This is a genomic window from Streptomyces sp. P9-2B-2, assembly GCF_030406865.1.
GTDB classification, from domain to species: Bacteria; Actinomycetota; Actinomycetes; order Streptomycetales; family Streptomycetaceae; genus Streptomyces; species Streptomyces platensis.
Genome location: NZ_CP129126.1, coordinates 4,382,264 through 4,402,189, shown reverse-complemented (window position 1 = coordinate 4,402,189; position 19,926 = coordinate 4,382,264). Strand labels below are relative to the sequence as shown.

Genomic DNA, 19,926 nt, shown 5'->3' with positions numbered 1-19,926 from the left:
GCCGCCGGCGCCGACCACGAGGGCGACCAGCGTGGCCGGCCCGCCTACCCTGGCGGCCCCGCGGCCCGCGCCCCGCGCGGCGGTGTGGCTTCAGCTGATGACGTTCAGGCCGAGGGCGGTGCAGATTTGGGCGGCCTGGTCCGGGGAGATGACCGCGCCGCGGAACTGTGCGGCGATGGCGATGGTGAGTTCGCCGAGGTCGGCGCCGCGTAGATCGGCGCCGGTGAAGTCGGCGGCCCGTAGGTTGGTTTCGGCGAGTCGGCAGTCTTCGAGGATGCAGTCACGGAAGTCGACGCCGCCGAGGTCGGCTTCGGTGAAGCGGATGCCGACGAGGTGGGTGCCGCGCAGGTTGGCTTCGGTGAAGGTGCAGCGGGTGAACGTCCGTGGGCGCGGATCACGGCGCAGTGCCGGGCGCAGGTCCAGGCCGGTGAAGTCGAGTCCGGTCAGGTCGGTTTCGGTGGCGAGCAGCGTCAGCGGGTCTCCCGGCGGACCGGCCGGGTCGGCGTCATGGCCGTGGTGGCGGAACGGCGGTGGTACTGAACTATCCCGGCCGGGTCCTCCGCCAGCTCCTTGCCCTCCCGAGAGACTCGTCGGAAGGCGTCGGCCTGCGTGTGGTCTCGTGACAGCAGGGCGCGTGACTCCAGCCACGTCTAAGCGTCCGCAAGCCCGTCCAGTAGTGCGTCTTCATTGGGCTCGCTCTGGAAAGCCTGGCGTGCCGAATTGACCAGCCCGCCGAACTGAAGATGTCGGCTGTTGCTGTCCGTGAGGTGCTGCAGGAGGAGGAGCGCGACGTCTCTGGTGGGCAGTTGGCGGATCTGCTCCGCAGGGACCGGCGGCACGTACATGAAGGTCATGGCCGCACGCTAGAGCCGCGCACTGACAGCGCACCTGGACTTTCGCAGTTCTCGCGCAACCAGAGGGCGCTCGACGCTCGATGGCATGCGTTCAACCGCAGACGGTGCAGAACGGTCTCGGCCGTGGCTATTCGCAGGTGCATCGTTGCAGGCCACCCAGCGGTATGTGACGCAGGACACGTAGATCGCGTCTCGCGATTCGAGATGGCGGACGATCAAGTCGCTGCAGAGGAGGTTGCGGGCGCCAATTCGGCGCGGTAATCGGTGCGTTATGGCACGCGAATGGCACGCGGTCGCGAAATGGTCTAGACAACAAACAGGCCCCAGGTCGCTGACCTGGGGCTTCCATATGGAGCGGGTGACGGGAATCGAACCCGCGCTCTGAGCTTGGGAAGCTCATGTTCTACCATTAAACTACACCCGCGTAATCCCGCCTCGGATCGAGAGCGGAACATCGTCGCACACTCTACCCCATCGCCGCCCTGCGGTGCATTTGGCGTGCCCGGATGCCGTGAGACGGGTGTTCGGTGGGGGTGTCGGGCGGGGTGTGAGCCCGTGGTCTCGGGGGTGGGATGCGGGTGCGGGGTGCGGGAGTTGGGGCGTACGGTTGGGCGTCGGGGTGCCGCTTGTGAGAGCGCCCAGTTCATCCCCTAATGTGGCTTTTGTTGTCCACGCAGTTGGGAGAGGGACTTGATGGAGCGCACCGTCGTACGTTGTGCCGAGGGCCACGTGTTCAGCACCGCTTCGTTCCCGATGCAGACCACCGACCGGCTCGGTCCCGGACGGCTGTTGCGCTGCCCGCGCTGTGCTCGGCTGCGGCACTCGGTGCCCGTCGAGCACGCGAAGCGGTAGTGAGTAGCGAGCAGGGAAGAGCGATAGCGATCAAGGGGAGTGCCGTGGCGGTCATGAAGGCCGCGGCGCTTCGCTGAGAGCGGCGGTCCGCCTCGGGTGAGAGGCAGTGGCCGGCAGTAGACGAGAAGTGGGCGAGGCCCGGCTTCCCTGATGGGGGGCCGGGCCCTCGCCGTGCGGGCGCGTATCCTCGTCTCGTGCTTCTCTCAGACAAGGACATCCGGGCCGAGATCGATGCCGGCCGGGTGCGCATCGACCCCTACGAAGAGTCGATGGTGCAGCCGTCCAGCATCGACGTACGCCTCGACCGCTACTTCCGGGTGTTCGAGAACCACCGCTACCCGCACATCGACCCCGCCGTCGAGCAGCAGGACCTGACCCGTGAGGTCGTGCCCGAGGGCGAAGAGGCGTTCATCCTGCACCCGGGTGAGTTTGTGCTCGCCTCGACGTACGAGGTCATCACGCTGCCCGATGATCTCGCGTCCCGGCTGGAGGGGAAGAGCTCGCTGGGGCGGCTGGGGCTGCTGACGCATTCGACCGCCGGTTTCATCGACCCGGGGTTCAGCGGCCACGTGACGCTGGAGCTGAGCAATGTAGCCACGCTGCCGATCAAGCTGTGGCCGGGGATGAAGATCGGGCAGCTGTGCATGTTCCGGCTGACCTCGCCGACCGAGCACCCGTACGGCAGTGAGAAGTACGGCTCCCGCTACCAGGGGCAGCGCGGTCCGACGCCGTCCCGGTCGTTCAAGAACTTCCACCGCACGCAGGTATGACACAGCCGCGGCGGTGTGGGCGGCGCGCTCTACAGGGCGGGCGCGCGGCAGAGGGTGTGGACACAGAAGGTCTGAGAGAGATACGTGAGTGACGTGCGGGAGAACCTGACGTACGAGCGGTTCGGCGGGGCGATCCGTGAGCTGGCGCAGACGATCGCGGATGACGGGTACGAGCCCGATGTCGTGCTGTCGATCGCCCGTGGCGGGGTGTTCGTCGCCGGGGGGCTGGCGTACGCGCTGGACTGCAAGAACATCCACCTGGTGAATGTGGAGTTCTACACCGGGGTGGGCACCACCCTGGAGATGCCGGTCATGCTGGCGCCGGTGCCGAACGCGATCGACTTCTCCGACAAGAAGGTCCTGATCGCGGACGATGTCGCAGACACTGGCAAGACGCTGAAGCTGGTGCACGACTTCTGCCAGGGGACGGTGGCGGAGGTCCGCAGCGCGGTGATCTATGAGAAGCCGCACTCGCTGGTGAAGTGCGAGTACGTCTGGAAGCGCACGGACGAGTGGATCAACTTCCCGTGGAGCGTCGAGCCCCCGGTGGTGCGGCGCGCGGGGCAGGTTCTCGACGCCTGAGGTGTCTCCGGTCGGCCGATCGCCGCTCCCCGTAAGGGAGTTGGTGGCCGGCCGGCTTTTTGTTGTGTCGCTTTCGGCCAATCGTGTTGCGGGTGTTCCGCCGTTGCTTACCTCCGACTAGAACCCGCGGTAACTGGAGACCGGAGGGGAGGCCTCATGGTGCGTGTGAGACGTGGGCGATGGGCGTTAGGCGGGCGGAGTGCGGGTTACGGGGCGCGTGCGGGGGGTGGGCGGCGGCTGAGGGCTGTCGTGGTGACCTCGGCGGCGGCCTTGAGCATGGTGTGCACCGTGGCGGTGGGTGGGGCGAGCGCTGCCCCCGGGGCCGCGACTGCCGACGGTGCCACGGCCGCCAAGCCGCTGTCGGACGGGCTGGAGAAGATCCGGGCGCGGGAGGCGGACCGGCTCTACGGGGATCCGGCCGTGCGGCCGCTCGGGGAGCGCAAGACCTCGTTGATCTCGCTGGGGGACAGTGAGATCTCGGGGGAGGGCGTCGGGACGTACGAGCCGGGGACGGACGGGCCGGACAACTGGTGCCACCGGTCGCCGGACGCGGCGATCCACCGGACCGGGATCGGCGCGGACGTCACGTACAACGCCGCCTGCTCGGGTGCGGGCAGCGGCAACATCGTGATCGGCGGCAGCAAGCAGTACGCCGATGAGCTGGTGCAGAGCGACAGTCTCGCCATCGCGGCCCGTAACACCCGGCTGAAGATGGTGCTCCTGGTGGCGGGCGCCAACGACGATCTCCAATTCGGGCCGGTGATGACGGACTGCGTCACCCGGTGGTTCCTGTTCCAGGGGACCTGCGAGCCGAAGTACCAGCCGGGCTGGCAGGCGCGGGTCGAGGGGCTGGTGCCGAAGGTCGAGCGGACGGTCGGTGATCTGCGGACCGTGATGCGGGACGCGGGGTACGCCGACGGCGACTACCGGCTCGTGGTGATGTCGTATCCGAGCCCGATCGGGCCGGATGTGGAGGACAACCCGCGGTATCCGGGGAAGCTGCTGGGCGGCTGCACCGGCTACACCTCCGATGCGGGCTGGGGGCGCAATGCCGCCGTGCCGGCGTTCGAGAAGGGGGTGCGGAAGGCCGCGCGGGACAGCGGCGCGACCTATCTGGACGCCTCGCGACTGTTCCACGGGCACGAGGTCTGCATGGAGGACACCTGGGCCCGCGGGCTGTATGTGAACCTCACCAACCCCTTCCCGCCGAACTCGAATTCGGTGCGGCAGTCCTTCCACCCGAACGCCCGCGGGCACGGCGCGTTCGCGTCCTGTCTGACCCAGCTGTACGCGTCCGGGCTGCGTGAGGCGGCCTGTGCCGACCCGGCGAGCACCGGGCAGCCGAAGCTGTACCCGGAAGCCTGGGACGACGCGTACCGGCCGCTGAAGAACGCCGGGACGGGGAGCTGTGTGGATGCGACCGGGGCCGCCAGCCGTAATGGCACGGTGGTCGGCGGCTGGGACTGTCATGGTCAGCGCAGCCAGGGCTGGTGGTACGACCCGGAGCAGCGGTCGCTGCATGTGGAGCTGACCCAGGACCGGTGTCTGGATGTGCCGGGCGGGCGGTATGCGGCCGGGGCCGGGCTGGTGCTGTGGAACTGCTCCGGCGCCGGCAACCAGCGGTTCGTACGGGCCGACGGCGGCACCCTCCGGCCGGCCGCCGCGCCGTCGCTGTGCCTGACGCTGGCCGGGGCGAAGGAGCCGCTGCGGTTGCAGGGCTGCGACGGGTCGGCCGGGCAGCGGTTCGCCTGAGGGGTGAGCCGAGCGGCTGAGGGCCGGGCGGTTCGCCTGAGGGGTCGGGAGGTGCGGCTGAGGCCCGCGTGGTGAGGGCCGGGTGGTGTGGCTGAGCGGGCGGTGTGCCTGAAGCCCGAGCGGTGCGCCGGACGGCCGGGGGAGCGTCCCCCGTACGGCAAGGGGCCCGCTCCGGAGCCGAGTGCTCCGGGGCGGGCCCCTTGCCGTGGCCGGTGTGGTCCTACAGCGTGCCGAGCTTCACCAGGGCGAGCAGCGCGACCAGCTGGATCGCGGCGGAGCCGAGCGCCTTGGGCCACGGAAGATCGTGCGACTTGCTGACCATGGAGGTGAGCAGATAGCCGGTGGCGAGCCAGGTCAGCCAGCCCAGGACCTGGACCAGGGTGCTGTCGCCGCCGAGGAACATCGCGAACAGCAGCCGGGGCGCGTCCGAGATCGTCATGATCAGCATGGCCAGGCCGATGGTCGGCTGCCAGGCGCCGTCACCGCCCAGCTGGCGGGCCATGGTGTGGGTGACCGCGCCCAGGATCAGGCTGCCGATGATGAACATCACAGCGGTGATCAGCAGCCAGATGATGCTGTTGGAGAGCGTGGAGTTGAGCACGTCCTCGCGGGCCTTGTCGAAGCCGAAGACCGCGAGCAGGCCGTAGATGAAGGTGACGATCAGCGCCGGGGCCCAGACCTGGTGGTCCCGCATCTGCCAGAACGTGGCGTCGGGGCGCAGCACGATGCCGGGCAGCAGCTGCTTCCAGTGCAGCCGGGGGCCGGCCGGGGGCGCGCTGGTCTGGCCGGCGCGGTAGGTGCCGCCCGCCCCGTACTCGTCGGAGCCGCCGTCGTACCGGTCGGTGGGCGCACCGTAGGCGTCCGGGGCGTCACCGATGCTGAACTGCTGGGTGTGACCAGCGTTGTTGTCGTTCGAATACGGTGCGTAGGACTGCTGGGGTTGGTAGCCGCCGTCGCCGAAGTACTCGGGCTCGCCGTGCTGCCCGTGCGGCTGCGGCTGCCCCTGCGGCCCGCCGCCGAACTGCTGCGGTGCCTGCTGCCATTGCCCAGGCTGCGAAGGGGGCTGCTGCCCGTACGGCCCTTGCTGCCCGTACGGAGCCTGCTGCCCCTGCTGTCCCTGCTGTCCGTTCTGCGCGGGGCGGGCATCCCGTCCGCGACCCATCCTGAATCCAGCCACGTACTCGAAAGTACCTGGTCTGCGTGGATCGAGTGGCGGAGCCGGGGGATCGGGCCCCGCTTTGCTGCTGACCTGTGACATCCCCTAGGGGGTTCCCCGAGGGGGTACGGGGCCGGGGGCCGGGGTCCAGCGGAGGGTGAGGTCCGGCAGGTTCTCCATGTTGGCGCTGCCGTCGTTGACGGCCACGACCCGGAAACCGTGGTGGGCGTAGAACGCCCTTGCCCCGGTGTTGAGTTGAAAGACATGCAGGTACAAGCCGTCGGGGCGGTGCCGTCGCGACTCGGCGAGGAGAAGGGAGCCGATGCCCGCGCGCCGGACATCGGGACGGAGGTAGAGCTGTTCGAGCAGCTCGCCCTGGAGGGACGCATAGCCGAGCAGCTCCGCGCCACGGATGGCGACGAGGGTGTGACTCTGCGGCAGCACGATCTCCCGTATCCAGCGGGTGACCTCCTCGTGGGTACGGCGCTGGGGCGGCAGGTAGGGCATGGTGGCCTGCCGTGACGCCTGGTGGACTGCGGCGATCGCGGGGGCGTCGGTGGGGAGGGCGAGCCGGACCCTGACGGGCGGGGCGGGCGGCGTCTCGCGTGCGGCGGGGCGTGCGAACGCGCTCGGATCGTCGGCCGTGGCCCTGCCCGTGTCTGTGTTCATGGCGACATGCTCGGATGCGGTCCGCGCCGGGACAAGTGTATTAGCCACCGGCCACAAATCAGCTGGCGGGCCGTCAGGGAGCCCTGAAATCCGCCGTGGTGAAGGAGAAGGCTGGCCGCGTGGCGAGTCCTGACGGACCGCCGGGCAGCACCGTCACCTTGTCGTGGGTGCCGTCGCGCCGGGTGAGCAGGACGAGGTCGGCCCGGTGGTCGCCGTCGAAGTCGGCGAGGGCGAGAACCGTGGAGTGCGGGCGTCCCGAACCGGGCAGACGGGGCACGGGCAGGCGGCGGGCGGTCGTGGAGAGCCCGTTCGCGGTGCCGCTCAGCAGGGCAGGGCGGCTGCCGGCCACGACCAGATCCAGGTTTCCGTCGTGGTCCACATCACCGGCGGCGAGGGTGGGTATCCCGCCCGTGCCGGTACGGATTCTGCCCGGGCGGCCGCCGATGGAGAGCAGACCGTCGGTGTCGGCGGTGACGGACGTCACCGCACGGGCGCCCCTGGTGAAGCGGCCGAAGACCGTGGCGTAGCCGGGCGGGTAGGCGCCCTGGCCCGCGCGGACCGGGCCCCGGGGGCCGCCGAGGGCGAGCCGGCCGCGGGCGCGGCGGCCGGGGTCGGCGGCCCGTACGAGGAGGTCGTCGGCGCCGTTGCCGTCGAGGTCGGACGACGACAGGGGCGCGGTGGGCGCGAGGGCGGTCCCGGGGATGTCGACGGGCGCGCCGGCCGCTTTGGGGGCGCCGCCGCGGGTGAACGGGCCGCGCAGATAGCTGATCCGGGGGCCGGAGGCGGTGACGGCCAGGTCGGGTGCGCCGTCGCCGTCGAAATCGCCGCAGACCGGCTGGTCGGGCCATTCGTTGCCGAATCTCGCCCGGTCCGGGATGCGGAGCTTCACGGCGCGGGCGGCGCCGAGGCCGTGCGGTGAACCGAAGAGGAGCTGGACGGGGACCGGCGGGCGGCCGACGCCGTCGTAGGGCGGGTCGGTGGTGACGACCAGATCGCTGAAGCCGTCCCGGTCGAGGTCGCAGACGGTCTCGGCGTCGAAGGACGCGGGGACGGTGCCCGAGGTGGGGGCGGCATGGCGGGCCGGGGTGAGCAACTCCCGGGTGGCCGGGGCGAGTCCGCGCGCGGAGCCGTAGACGATGCCGATGCCCGGGTCGTCGTCATGGCCGCGGGCCCGCGCGAGCAGGCTGTCGAGGACGAGATCGGGGTGGCCGTCGCCGTTGAAGTCCTGGGCGGTCCGGCTGCCGTGGCCGGCTGGCACGGGGCGCGCCCGCGGCAGGGTGGAGGCGCGATGGGGCGCGGCGGGACGCGCGTCGCCCGAAGGGGAGAGCAGCCCGCAGGAGCTGAGCAGGAGCGCCAGCCCGAGCCCCGCCGTCGCGGCAATCCGTCGTCCCATGCCGTCTCCCACCCCACCCGTAACCCTGTTGTCGTCGTCCATCGCAGCTTCCGATGCTTCCCGGTCGCCCGCCGTCCCGCAACGTCCACGCACAGCCTGTGGACAACGCCGGCGGCCGGCCCCTGCGAGGGGACCGGCCGCCGGTCAACGCTGCTTCCCGGGCCGCTACTTCACCGGCTCGGGCTCCGGGGTGTCTTCCTGCTCCGTCTCGCCCGCCGGGTCGACGGGGGTCTTGACGGAGTCCAGCAGCAGCTGGGCCACGTCGACGACCTGGATGGATTCCTTCGCCTTGCCGTCGTTCTTCTTGCCGTTGACCGAGTCGGTCAGCATCACGAGGCAGAAGGGGCAGGCCGTCGAGACGATGTCGGGGTTGAGCGACAGGGCCTCGTCGACGCGCTCGTTGTTGATGCGCTTGCCGATGCGCTCTTCCATCCACATCCGGGCACCGCCGGCGCCACAGCAGAAGCCGCGCTCCTTGTGGCGGTGCATCTCCTCGTTCCGCAGGCCCGGCACCTTGGCGATGATCTCGCGCGGGGGCGTGTAGACCTTGTTGTGGCGGCCCAGGTAGCAGGGGTCGTGGTAGGTGATCAGACCCTCGACCGGGGTGACGGGAGTGAGCTTGCCCTCGTCCACCAGGTGCTGGAGCAGCTGGGTGTGGTGGATGACCTCGTACTCGCCGCCCAGCTGGGGGTACTCGTTCGCGATCGTGTTGAAGCAGTGCGGGCAGGTCGCGACGATCTTCTTCGAGGACTTCGGCTTCTTGGTCGACTCGTCCTCGTCGTCCTCACCGAAGGCCGCGTTCAGCGTCGCGACGTTCTCCGCGCCGAGCTGCTGGAAGAGGAACTCGTTGCCCAGACGGCGCGGCGAGTCACCGGTGCACTTCTCGTCGCCGCCCATGATCGCGAACTTCACGCCCGCGATGTGCAGCAGCTCCGCGAAGGCCTTGGTGGTCTTCTTGGCGCGGTCCTCCAGGGCACCGGCGCAGCCGACCCAGTAGAGGTACTCGACCTCGGTGAGGTCCTCGACGTCCTGGCCGACGACCGGAACCTCGAAGTCGACCTCCTTGGCCCAGGCCAGACGCTGCTTCTTGGCCAGGCCCCAGGGGTTGCCCTTCTTCTCCAGGTTCTTGAGCATCGTGCCCGCCTCGGACGGGAACGAGGACTCGATCATGACCTGGTAGCGGCGCATGTCGACGATGTGGTCGATGTGCTCGATGTCGACCGGGCACTGCTCGACACAGGCGCCGCAGGTGGTGCAGGACCACAGGACGTCGGGGTCGATGACGCCGTTCTCTTCGAGGGTGCCGATCAGCGGGCGCTCGGCCTCGGCCAGCGCGGCCGCCGGCACGTCCTTGAGCTGTTCGGCGGTCGCCAGCTCGTTGCCCTCCATGTCCTTGCCGCCGCCGGCCAGCAGATACGGCGCCTTGGCGTGCGCGTGGTCGCGCAGCGACATGATCAGGAGCTTCGGGGAGAGCGGCTTGCCGGTGTTCCACGCGGGGCACTGCGACTGGCAGCGGCCGCACTCGGTGCAGGTGGAGAAGTCGAGCAGGCCCTTCCAGGAGAAGTGCTCGACCTGGGAGACGCCGAACTGGTCGTCCTCGCCCGGGTCCTCGAAGTCGATCGGCTTGCCCTCGCTGGTCATCGGCTGCAGCGCGCCGAGCGCCACGCCGCCGTCCGCCTCACGCTTGAACCAGATATTGGGGAAGGCGAGGAAGCGGTGCCAGGCCACACCCATGTCGGTCTTGAGCGAGACCGTGATCATCCAGATGAAGGAAGTTGCGATCTTGAGGGCGGCGAAGAAGTAGGTGAGGTTCTGGACGGTGCCCAGGCTCATCCCCTTGAAGGCCACGACCAGCGGATACGAGACGAAGTAGGCGGCCTCGTAGTGGTCGACGCCGTGCTGGGCGCCCTCCAGGGCGTGCAGCGTCACGATGCAGAAGCCGACGATGAGGATGACGGTCTCGACGAAGTACGCCTGGCCCGTGTTGGAGCCCGCGAAGCGGGACTTGCGGCCCGCGTTGCCGGGCCGGCTCAGCTGCCGGATGACGATCAGGACGATGATGCCGACGGTCGTCAGCGTGCCCATCGCCTCGACGTACATCTCCCACGGCAGCCAGTCGCCGATGAACGGGATCAGCCAGTCGGCCTGGAAGAGCTGGCCGATGGCGTTGACGATCGTCAGCAGCAGGGTGAGGAAGCCCACCGCCACGAACCAGTGCGCCACGCCGACGACGCCCCAGCGGTTCATGCGGGTGTGGCCGACGAACTCCTTGGCCAGCGTGACGGTCCGCTGGGCGGGCGCGTCGGTCCGGGTGCCCGCGGGCACCCGCTGACCCAGTCGCATGTGCCGGTAGATCTGGAGGAGGGCGCGGCCGAACAGCGCCGCGGCGACCGCGATGAGCACCAGCGACACGATGATCGCGGCGAGTTGCATGGGAGGCTCCTCGTACCTGCGAGAGCGGAAAACAGTGGGGACTACTAAGCGGTAACTTTTTTGGTCTGCCGCTGAGGTTACCCATTCTCCTCCGCCCCATGAAGCCGCCCGGCCGGTGATCTGCGTCGCGAAGGCAACCCTGTGCGGGGCCCCGGCGTCCTGTGGTGCAGCCGTGGTGACGATAAGAGCGATATAAAACTTGAGCGCGCCCGACTCAGGTCTGTTGACAGGTTTTCTTTGGTCCTGCACTCTTGAGCCTGTTCCACTCAAGTCAGCTGGAGGAATTGAAATGGCACGTGCGGTCGGCATCGACCTGGGCACGACGAACTCCGTCGTCAGTGTTCTCGAAGGCGGTGAGCCCACCGTCATCACCAACGCCGAGGGCGCCAGGACCACGCCGTCCGTTGTCGCCTTCGCCAAGAACGGCGAGGTGCTGGTCGGCGAGGTGGCCAAGCGTCAGGCGGTCACCAACGTCGACAGGACCATCCGGTCGGTCAAGCGCCACATGGGCACCGACTGGAAGATCGACATCGACGGCAAGGGCTTCAACCCGCAGCAGATGAGCGCCTTCATCCTGCAGAAGCTCAAGCGCGACGCCGAGGCGTACCTCGGCGAGAAGGTCGTCGACGCGGTCATCACCGTTCCGGCCTACTTCAACGACTCCGAGCGCCAGGCCACCAAGGAGGCCGGTGAGATCGCGGGCCTCAACGTCCTGCGTATCGTCAACGAGCCCACCGCGGCCGCCCTGGCCTACGGCCTGGAGAAGGACGACCAGACCATTCTGGTCTTCGACCTCGGTGGCGGCACCTTCGACGTCTCGCTCCTGGAGATCGGCGACGGCGTCGTCGAGGTGAAGGCCACCAACGGTGACAACCACCTCGGTGGTGACGACTGGGACCAGCGCGTCGTCGACTACCTGGTCAAGCAGTTCCAGAACGGCCACGGCGTCGACCTGGCCAAGGACAAGATGGCGCTCCAGCGCCTGCGCGAGGCTGCCGAGAAGGCGAAGATCGAGCTGTCGTCCTCCACCGAGACGACGATCAACCTTCCCTACATCACCGCCTCCGCCGAGGGCCCGCTGCACCTGGACGAGAAGCTCACGCGCTCGCAGTTCCAGCAGCTCACCTCGGACCTCCTGGACCGCTGCAAGACGCCGTTCCACAACGTGATCAAGGACGCGGGTATCAACCTGTCCGAGATCGACCACGTGGTCCTGGTCGGCGGCTCCACCCGTATGCCCGCCGTCGCCGAGCTCGTCAAGGAGCTGACCGGCGGCAAGGATGCCAACAAGGGCGTCAACCCGGACGAGGTCGTCGCCATCGGCGCCACCCTCCAGGCCGGTGTGCTCAAGGGTGAGGTCAAGGACGTCCTCCTGCTGGACGTCACCCCGCTGTCTCTCGGTATCGAGACCAAGGGCGGCATCATGACCAAGCTCATCGAGCGCAACACCACGATCCCGACCAAGCGCTCCGAGATCTTCACGACGGCCGAGGACAACCAGCCGTCCGTGCAGATCCAGGTCTACCAGGGCGAGCGCGAGATCGCGGCGTACAACAAGAAGCTCGGGATGTTCGAGCTGACCGGTCTGCCGCCGGCCCCCCGCGGGGTCCCGCAGATCGAGGTGTCCTTCGACATCGACGCCAACGGCATCATGCACGTGACCGCGAAGGACCTGGGCACGGGCAAGGAGCAGAAGATGACCGTCACCGGCGGCTCCTCGCTGCCGAAGGACGAGGTCGACCGGATGCGCCAGGAGGCCGAGAAGTACGCGGACGAGGACCACGCCCGCCGCGAGGCCGCCGAGGCCCGTAACCAGGGCGAGCAGCTCGTCTACCAGACGGAGAAGTTCCTCAAGGACAACGAGGACAAGGTCCCGGGCGAGGTCAAGACCGAGGTCGAGGAAGCCCTCACCGAGCTGAAGGAAAAGCTCAAGGGCGAGGACACCGCCGAGATCCGCACCGCCACCGAGAAGGTCGCCGCCGTCTCGCAGAAGCTGGGCCAGGCCATGTACGCCGACGCCCAGGGTGGTGCCGAGGGCGCTGCCGGTGCCGAGGGTGCCGAGCAGGCCAAGGCCGATGACGATGTCGTCGACGCCGAGATCGTCGACGACGAGAAGCCGAAGAAGGATGGTGCCGCGTGACGGAGGAGACCCCGGGCTTCGACGAGAAGCCCGACGTCCCTTCCGACGCCGCTCCCGAAGACGCGGCGCAGGCCGAGTCCGCCGACAAGGCGGGCTCGGCCCCGGCCGGGGACGTACCGGACGTAGCGCTCCAGGCGCAGCTGGACCAGGTGCGTACGGCGCTCAACGAGCGCACGACGGACCTCCAGCGGCTCCAGGCGGAGTACCAGAACTACCGCCGTCGGGTGGAACGGGACCGGATCACGGTCAAGGAGATCGCCGCGGCGAACCTCCTGTCCGAGCTCCTTCCCACCCTCGACGACGTCGGCCGGGCCCGCGAGCACGGCGAACTGGTCGGCGGCTTCAAGTCGGTGGCCGAATCGCTGGAGACCGTGGTCGCCAAGCTCGGTCTGCAGCAGTTCGGCAAGGAGGGCGAGCCCTTCGACCCGACGATCCACGAGGCGCTGATGCACTCGTACGCACCGGACGTCACCGAGACGACGTGCGTGGCGATCCTTCAGCCCGGGTATCGCATCGGTGAACGAACGATCCGCCCCGCGCGGGTCGCCGTCGCCGAGCCGCAGCCGGGCGCGCAGGGCCCCAAGTCCGGATCCGATGACGACGCCAAGGGTGCCAAGGCTTCGGACGAGGAGAGCGGTGGCCCGGAAGAGGGCTGACGTGAGGACAGAAACAAAAACCGCGCGGAAGGAGGGACGTCGGGGATGAGCACCAAGGACTTCGTCGAGAAGGACTACTACAAGGTCCTCGGCGTCCCGAAGGACGCCACCGAAGCGGAGATCAAGAAGGCGTACCGGAAGCTCGCCCGCGAGTTCCACCCGGACGCCAACAAGGGCGACGCCAAGGCCGAGGAGCGCTTCAAGGAGATCTCCGAGGCCAACGACGTCCTGGGTGACGCCAAGCGCCGCAAGGAGTACGACGAGGCGCGCGCGCTGTTCGGCAACGGCGGCTACCGGCCGGGGCCGGGCGGCGGCGGCAACTTCAACTTCGACCTGGGCGACCTCTTCGGGGGTTCGCAGGGCCAGGGCGGCGGCGGAGGCTTCGGCGGCGGGCTCGGGGACGTCTTCGGCGGCCTGTTCAACCGCGGCGGCGCCGGTACCCGTACCCATGCGCGCCGGGGCCAGGACATCGAGTCCGAGGTGACGCTCAGCTTCACCGAGGCGGTCGACGGGGCCACGGTCCCGCTGCGGATGTCCAGCCAGGCGCCGTGCAAGGCGTGTTCCGGCACCGGCGACAAGAACGGTACGCCGCGGGTCTGCCCGACCTGTGTCGGCACCGGCCAGGTCAGCCGGGGCGCGGGTGGCGGCTTCTCGCTCACCGACCCGTGCGCCGACTGCAAGGGCCGGGGCCTGATCGCCCAGGACGCCTGCGAGGTCTGCAAGGGCAGCGGGCGGGCGACCAGCGCGCGCACGATGCAGGTCCGTATCCCCGCGGGTGTCTCGGACGGGCAGCGCATCCGGCTGCGCGGCAAGGGCGCCCCGGGCGAGCAGGGCGGCCCGGCGGGCGATCTGTATGTGGTCGTGCATGTCGACGCCCACCCGGTCTTCGGCCGCAAGGGCGACAACCTCACCATCACGGTGCCGGTCACCTTCCCGGAGGCCGCGCTCGGCGGGGAGGTCAAGGTGCCGACACTGGGCGGTCCGCCGGTGACGCTGAAGCTGCCGGCCGGTACCCCCAACGGACGCACCATGCGGGCCCGTGGCAAGGGTGCGGCCCGGAAGGACGGCACCCGGGGGGATCTGCTGGTCACCATAGAGGTGCTGGTCCCCGGTGACCTCAGCGACAAGGCGAAGGAGTCGCTGGAGTCCTATCGCGAGGCGACCGCGGGCCCGGACCCGCGGGCAGAGCTGTTCCAGGCCGCGAAGGGAGCTTGAGATGGACAGCCGGGGCGGGCAGCGTCGTAACCCCTATGAACTGACCGATGAGTCGCCGGTGTACGTCATCTCCGTCGCGGCTCAGCTCTCCGGCCTGCATCCGCAGACCCTCCGTCAGTACGACCGGCTGGGGCTGGTCTCGCCCGACCGCACGGCCGGGCGGGGCCGCCGCTATTCGGCCCGGGACATCGAACTGCTCCGTGCGGTGCAGCAGTTGTCCCAGGACGAGGGCATCAACCTCGCCGGCATCAAGCGCATCATCGAGCTGGAAAACCAGGTCACGGCCCTCCAGCAGCGGGTCGTCGAGCTCCAGGGCGCCCTGGAGGGCGCGGCCAGCGCGATGCAGCAGCGGGAGGCGGCGGTGCACGCCTCCTATCGGCGCGATCTGGTGCCGTATCAGGATGTGCAGCAGACCAGCGCGCTGGTGGTCTGGCGCCCCAAGCGGCCGGAGTGACGGCCGCGGCCGGGGCGTGGACACCCGGCGTATGACGTGACGGAGGGCCGGGGAGCCCCGGCCCTTCTCGCGTTTCCGTATCCGCCCGCGCGCCCGGCGGCGGGCCGTTCAGCAGCCGTTGTATCCGGCCGTCGGCATCGACAGCCGCCGGTGCACCTGCGACTTCATCGCCAGGGTGTAGACCGGCTCGTCGAGGTCGGCGGTCTCCAGGCGGACGCCGGCCGCGGCGCAACGCTTGGTGAACTCGTCCGCGCCGGCGATGGCGTTCTCCAGCGCCCGGCGGTTGGGCGCCACGAACACATCGACCAGGCCCTCTTCGACGTCCGACCACAGCGCGCTGTGGTCGGCGCGCAGCTGGTGCAGGCTGAGCTGGCAGGTCAGGTGGTAGTCACGGGCCGCCGCCCACTGCTTGCACATGTCGTGCTGGCTGCGGTCATCGACCAGGAACGGATCCTCGTCCAGCTCGGACAGCGGCATCAGGCAGGCGATCGCCGTGACTCGGACCGAGTTCATCGTGCCCTCCGGGGCGTGGCGACTGTGGGGGCGACGATACCCCCGCGAGCGGCCCGTGGAGGAGGGGCTGTACCGGGCGGCGAGGCATAGCCGCAGGCGTGGCAGATCTTCCAGCCGTCCTGATTGACCGCGAGCTGGCCGCCGCAGCGCGGGCAGAGCTCGGCGTGCGGATGCGGCCGGGCGGGGGACGGACGGCGCGGAACCGTTGTCACGTTGCACACTGCCGACGCCATACGGCCTCCAGCTGCTGTCTTTTGCAGGGGACAGGTCCGATGTCGTCCGTGATTGCGCGGAGCTGTTCGGTTCCCGTCGCTCTTGAGTACCAGGTGGGTGGCCCGGAGCAGATCCGGAGGGACCGTTTCCGGCCAGCGGGCGAGTGGGGCGCCGTCAGCGGGGCGGAGGCGTCCGTTCGGGAGGGGGAGCGGCTCTCGGGCCGGTGCTCAGGCCCGGCCCATCGCCTTGGTCACCGCGATCTCGATCATGACGCGGTCGGGGTTGGGCGTCGGCGTCCGGCCGTACCGCTCGGCGTACCGGCGCACCGCGTCGGCCACCGACTCGGCGTCCGTACGCACCCGGGCCCGGCCCTCCAGCGTCGCCCAGCGCCCCTTGTCGACCTGGCACACGGCGACGGTGGCACCGTCCGCCCCGGCGGCGAGGATGTTCTTGACCTTGGCACTGTCCTTGCGGGTGATGATCCGCGCGATCCGCTGCCCGGCGTCGTAGGTGACGCCTACCGGAACGACATGGGGCGTCCCGTCCGTACGCAGCGTGGTGAGTGTCGGCATCAGATACTCGCCCCAGAAGGCGAGATATTCCGGGCTGAGGGCACTGAGGTCATGGGCCATGGGGGCCAGGGTAGTTCGGGGCCCGGGGGTCAGAGGAAGTCGATGGTTTCCAAGTCGAAGGAGAAGGGGGCGGGGAGGGGGAGGGATTTGCCGATGGGGGCGGTGTTGTGCCCTGCGTAGTCGTCCCCGGACGGCTCGCTGAACAGCGTGAGGGTGGACTTGCCGCGGTCCACGAGCAGGTAGAGCGGGATGCCGGCGCGGGCGTAGCAGTGCCGCTTGGCCTTCCGGTCGCGTTCCGGATTGCTCGATGTCACTTCGACGACCATGGCGACTCCGTCGCTGGGCATCCAGGGTTCCGCGCCGCGGAACAGGCGGATCTCGCTGGGGGCGATGGTGGCATCCGGGATCACATGATTCTTGGGACACCTACCGCCGCGCGGCATGGCGAGCCCCTTGTAGCCGGAGACATCCATGTCCACCGCGGACTTTCGCATGATCTGCGAGACCACCCTGCTGAAGCAGTGCTCATGTGTGCCGTCCGTGGGTGGTGTCACGACGATCTCCCCCTCGATCAGCTCGGCTCGGAAGCCCGTGGGCGTCTCCAAGGCGAGGAAGTAATCCAGGAGGGTTTCTTCGTCGGTGGGCATAGGCGCGTGTGCCATAGCCGTCATGCTGCACCTCCTTGTGGTCGAAGGCCAGTGTCGGCGGGCGGCGCGGGCAGTGGCGGGGCGATCGGCCCTGATTCCCTCGCACGAGTGAGCGAGCAGTGGGCGAGGGGGCTCGCTTCCGCAGCCTTGAGTGGAATAGACTCAACTTATCGCACGTTGGTATGTGCAGGATGTGCCGGAGTGGGTCCAGACTGGGCGCTGAGGCCGGGCAGGACGAGTCGAGGAGGATCGCGAGGACGTGGACGCCGAGCTGACCAACAAGAGCCGGGAGGCACTGAGCGCCGCCAATGATCGGGCGGTCACCTCCGGGCACGCGGACATGACATCCGCGCATCTCCTGCTCGCGCTGCTGGCCGGGCAGGACAACGAGAACATCATGGACCTGCTGGCCGACGTCGAGGCGGACGCCGCCGCGCTGCGCAACGGCGCCGAGCGTCAGCTGGCCGCGCTGCCCAGCGTGCAGGGCTCGACGGTCGCACCGCCGCAGCCGGACCGCGATCTGCTCTCCGCCATCGCCGACGCCACCCAGCGCGCCAAGGACCTCGGTGACGCGTATGTCTCCACCGAGCACCTCCTCATCGGCATCGCCGCCAAGGGCGGGCGCACCGGCGAGCTGCTGGAGCAGCAGGGCGCCTCCGCCAAGAAGCTGCTGGCCGCCTTCGAGGCGAACCGCGGGGGGCAGCGGGTGACCAACGCCGACCCGGAGGGCACGTACAAGGCGCTGGAGAAGTTCGGTACGGACTTCACCGCGGCCGCCCGCGAGGGCAAGCTCGACCCGGTCATCGGCCGGGACCACGAGATCCGCCGCGTGGTGCAGGTGCTCTCCCGCCGTACGAAGAACAACCCGGTGCTGATCGGTGAGCCGGGCGTCGGCAAGACCGCCGTCGTCGAGGGGCTGGCGCAGCGGATCGTCAAGGGCGACGTGCCCGAGTCGCTGCGCAACAAGCGGCTGGTCGCGCTGGACCTGGGGGCGATGGTCGCGGGTGCCAAGTACCGCGGTGAGTTCGAGGAGCGGCTGAAGACCGTCCTGGCGGAGATCAAGTCCAGCGAGGGCCAGATCATCACCTTCATCGACGAGCTGCACACCGTCGTCGGCGCGGGTGCCGGCGGCGACTCGTCCATGGACGCGGGCAACATGCTCAAGCCGATGCTGGCCCGCGGTGAGCTGCGGATGGTCGGCGCGACGACGCTGGACGAGTACCGCGAGCGGATCGAGAAGGATCCGGCGCTGGAGCGGCGCTTCCAGCAGGTGCTGGTCTCCGAGCCGACCGTCGAGGACACGGTGGCCATCCTGCGCGGGCTCAAGGGCCGCTACGAGGCCCACCACAAGGTGCAGATCGCGGACTCCGCGCTGGTCGCCGCCGCTTCGCTCTCCGACCGCTACATCACCTCCCGCTTCCTGCCCGACAAGGCCATCGACCTGGTCGACGAGGCCGCCTCCCGCCTCCGTATGGAGATCGACTCCTCGCCCGTGGAGATCGACGAGCTCCAGCGCGCCGTCGACCGGCTCAAGATGGAGGAGCTGGCGCTGCGCAACGAGACCGACGCCGGCTCCGTCCAGCGGCTGGAGAAGCTGCGCAAGGACCTCGCCGACAAGGAGGAGGAGCTGCGCGGCCTGACCGCCCGCTGGGAGAAGGAGAAGCAGAGCCTCAACCGCGTCGGTGCGCTCAAGGAGAAGCTCGACGAGCTGCGCGGCCAGGCGGAGCGCGCCCAGCGCGACGGCGACTTCGACACCGCCTCCAAGCTGCTCTACGGCGAGATCCCGGGCGTGGAGCACGAGCTGGAGGAGGCGGCCGCCGCCGAGGCCGAGCAGGAGGCGTCCAAGGAGTCCATGGTCAAGGAGGAGGTCGGGCCGGACGACATCGCGGATGTGGTCGGCGCCTGGACCGGTATCCCGGCCGGCCGCCTCCTGGAGGGCGAGACCCAGAAGCTGCTGCGGATGGAGGAGGAGCTCGGCAAGCGGCTGATCGGCCAGACCGAGGCCGTCCGCGCCGTCTCCGACGCCGTACGCCGCACCCGCGCCGGTATCGCCGACCCGGACCGCCCCACCGGCTCGTTCCTCTTCCTCGGCCCGACCGGCGTCGGCAAGACGGAGCTGGCCAAGGCGCTCGCGGACTTCCTCTTCGACGACGAGCGGGCGATGGTCCGGATCGACATGTCGGAGTACAGCGAGAAGCACAGCGTCGCGCGGCTGGTTGGCGCGCCGCCCGGCTATGTCGGCTACGAGGAGGGCGGCCAGCTGACGGAGGCGGTCCGCCGCCGCCCCTACTCCGTCATCCTGCTGGACGAGGTGGAGAAGGCCCACCACGAGGTCTTCGACATCCTGCTCCAGGTCCTCGACGACGGCCGGCTCACGGACGGCCAGGGCCGCACCGTCGACTTCCGCAACACCATCCTCATCCTGACCTCCAACCTCGGGTCGAATTTCCTCATGGACCCGCTGCTCAAGGAGGACCAGAAGAAGGAGAAGGTGCTGGAGACCGTCCGGGCCGCCTTCCGGCCCGAATTCCTCAACCGGCTCGACGACGTGGTGGTCTTCCACCCGCTCGGCACGGACCAGCTCCAGCGGATCGCCCGTATCCAGCTCGGCCATCTCCAGCGCCGCCTCGGCGACCGCCGGCTGACGCTGGACGTCACCGACCGCGCCCTGACCTGGCTCGCCCGGCTCGGCCTGGGGGTACCTCCCAGCCCGCCAGGGCTAGGGGGAGAACCGCTCGTCGACGCCCCCGCCCCGGACATGTCCTACGGTGCCCGGCCGCTGCGCCGCCTGATCCAGACGGCCATCGGCGACCAGCTCGCCCGCGCCATCCTGGCGGGCGAGGTGCTGGAGGGGGACACCGTGCGGGTGGACGTGGACGGCGATCAGCTGTCGGTGGAGGCGGCCGGGAGGCCCACGGGCTGACCGTGGCGGTGGCCGGGTGCCTACCTGCCCGGCCCCGCGGGCCGACCGCCGCCATGGCCACGCGCCCGGCCCGCCCGGCCGATCGTTGCCCCGGGCGAGGGCGACACCTCGCCCGCCTCCTCCCCGGCCGGG

General features: G+C 69.6%; 17 protein-coding genes and 1 tRNA gene. 8 read left to right on the top strand and 10 right to left on the bottom strand.

The features are described 5' to 3' along the window. Positions 1-90 precede the first annotated feature (90 nt). From QT196_RS19175 to QT196_RS19165, 3 genes are all read right to left on the bottom strand, one after another. Positions 91-648: a pentapeptide repeat-containing protein gene (locus QT196_RS19175; protein WP_290355298.1), complete on the bottom strand. Its 558-nt coding sequence runs from the start codon at positions 646-648 to the stop codon at positions 91-93. A gap of 2 nt (positions 649-650) precedes the next feature. Beyond that, positions 651-854, bottom strand: coding sequence for a hypothetical protein (locus QT196_RS19170; protein WP_290355297.1), 204 nt, complete (start codon positions 852-854; stop codon positions 651-653). A gap of 350 nt (positions 855-1,204) precedes the next feature. Further along, a tRNA-Gly gene (locus QT196_RS19165) sits at positions 1,205-1,278 on the bottom strand. Between the two features lie 622 nt (positions 1,279-1,900). On the opposite strand from QT196_RS19165, the gene dcd reads away from it, so the two are divergent. From dcd to QT196_RS19150, 3 genes are all read left to right on the top strand, one after another. Further along, positions 1,901-2,476, top strand: a complete 576-nt coding sequence (dcd, locus tag QT196_RS19160) for a dCTP deaminase (RefSeq protein ID WP_085925586.1) — start codon at positions 1,901-1,903, stop codon at positions 2,474-2,476. Positions 2,477-2,560: 84 nt separating this feature from the next. Further along, positions 2,561-3,058, top strand: coding sequence for a phosphoribosyltransferase (locus tag QT196_RS19155; protein ID WP_168480263.1), 498 nt, complete (start codon positions 2,561-2,563; stop codon positions 3,056-3,058). Positions 3,059-3,334: 276 nt separating this feature from the next. Then, positions 3,335-4,810 (top strand): ricin-type beta-trefoil lectin domain protein, encoded by a 1,476-nt coding sequence (locus tag QT196_RS19150; protein ID WP_290356681.1) that lies wholly within the window; start codon positions 3,335-3,337, stop codon positions 4,808-4,810. Between the two features lie 220 nt (positions 4,811-5,030). Here the strand turns inward: QT196_RS19150 and QT196_RS19145 are convergent, their stop codons facing one another. The 4 genes from QT196_RS19145 to QT196_RS19130 all read right to left on the bottom strand — a co-directional run bounded on the left by QT196_RS19145 (position 5,031) and on the right by QT196_RS19130 (position 10,461). Then, on the bottom strand, positions 5,031-5,972 hold the full coding sequence (locus QT196_RS19145) for a Yip1 family protein (RefSeq protein ID WP_211117378.1): 942 nt from the start codon (positions 5,970-5,972) through the stop codon (positions 5,031-5,033). A 99-nt stretch (positions 5,973-6,071) separates the two neighbouring features. Beyond that, entirely contained in the window at positions 6,072-6,635 is a 564-nt protein-coding gene (locus QT196_RS19140) for a GNAT family N-acetyltransferase (protein ID WP_168480257.1), read from the bottom strand. 73 nt (positions 6,636-6,708) lie between these two features. Further along, positions 6,709-8,028 carry a VCBS repeat-containing protein gene (locus tag QT196_RS19135; protein ID WP_168480256.1) on the bottom strand — a complete coding sequence of 440 codons (1,320 nt, stop codon included), beginning with the start codon at positions 8,026-8,028 and terminating at the stop codon, positions 6,709-6,711. Between the two features lie 165 nt (positions 8,029-8,193). Next, a complete protein-coding gene (locus QT196_RS19130) occupies positions 8,194-10,461 on the bottom strand; it encodes a (Fe-S)-binding protein (RefSeq protein WP_168480255.1) in 2,268 nt (755 codons plus the stop codon). Positions 10,462-10,750: 289 nt separating this feature from the next. Between QT196_RS19130 and dnaK the strand changes: the two genes are divergently transcribed. From dnaK to QT196_RS19110, 4 genes are read left to right on the top strand one after another with little or no spacing between them, the layout of a single operon-like run. Beyond that, a complete protein-coding gene (dnaK, locus tag QT196_RS19125; protein ID WP_168480254.1) occupies positions 10,751-12,601 on the top strand; it encodes a molecular chaperone DnaK in 1,851 nt (616 codons plus the stop codon). After that, positions 12,598-13,257 carry a nucleotide exchange factor GrpE gene (gene grpE, locus QT196_RS19120; protein WP_168480253.1) on the top strand — a complete coding sequence of 220 codons (660 nt, stop codon included), beginning with the start codon at positions 12,598-12,600 and terminating at the stop codon, positions 13,255-13,257. The genes dnaK and grpE overlap by 4 nt, the downstream gene beginning before the upstream one ends. Before the next feature lie 45 nt (positions 13,258-13,302). Beyond that, complete coding sequence (dnaJ, locus tag QT196_RS19115; RefSeq protein WP_168480252.1) at positions 13,303-14,472, top strand: molecular chaperone DnaJ; 1,170 nt, start codon at positions 13,303-13,305, stop codon at positions 14,470-14,472. A gap of 1 nt (position 14,473) precedes the next feature. Continuing rightward, positions 14,474-14,926, top strand: coding sequence for a helix-turn-helix domain-containing protein (locus tag QT196_RS19110; RefSeq protein WP_168480251.1), 453 nt, complete (start codon positions 14,474-14,476; stop codon positions 14,924-14,926). 108 nt (positions 14,927-15,034) lie between these two features. On the opposite strand, the gene QT196_RS19105 is transcribed toward QT196_RS19110, so the two are convergent. The 3 genes from QT196_RS19105 to QT196_RS19095 form a co-directional block, all read right to left on the bottom strand. Continuing rightward, entirely contained in the window at positions 15,035-15,439 is a 405-nt protein-coding gene (locus QT196_RS19105; protein ID WP_168480250.1) for a hypothetical protein, read from the bottom strand. Between the two features lie 440 nt (positions 15,440-15,879). Continuing rightward, positions 15,880-16,284: a pyridoxamine 5'-phosphate oxidase family protein gene (locus QT196_RS19100; protein WP_042151438.1), complete on the bottom strand. Its 405-nt coding sequence runs from the start codon at positions 16,282-16,284 to the stop codon at positions 15,880-15,882. A gap of 29 nt (positions 16,285-16,313) precedes the next feature. Continuing rightward, positions 16,314-16,895 (bottom strand): Uma2 family endonuclease, encoded by a 582-nt coding sequence (locus QT196_RS19095; protein WP_168480249.1) that lies wholly within the window; start codon positions 16,893-16,895, stop codon positions 16,314-16,316. A gap of 235 nt (positions 16,896-17,130) precedes the next feature. Between QT196_RS19095 and clpB the strand changes: the two genes are divergently transcribed. Further along, entirely contained in the window at positions 17,131-19,794 is a 2,664-nt protein-coding gene (gene clpB / locus QT196_RS19090) for an ATP-dependent chaperone ClpB (protein ID WP_290355296.1), read from the top strand. The last annotated feature ends 132 nt before the right edge of the window (positions 19,795-19,926 follow it).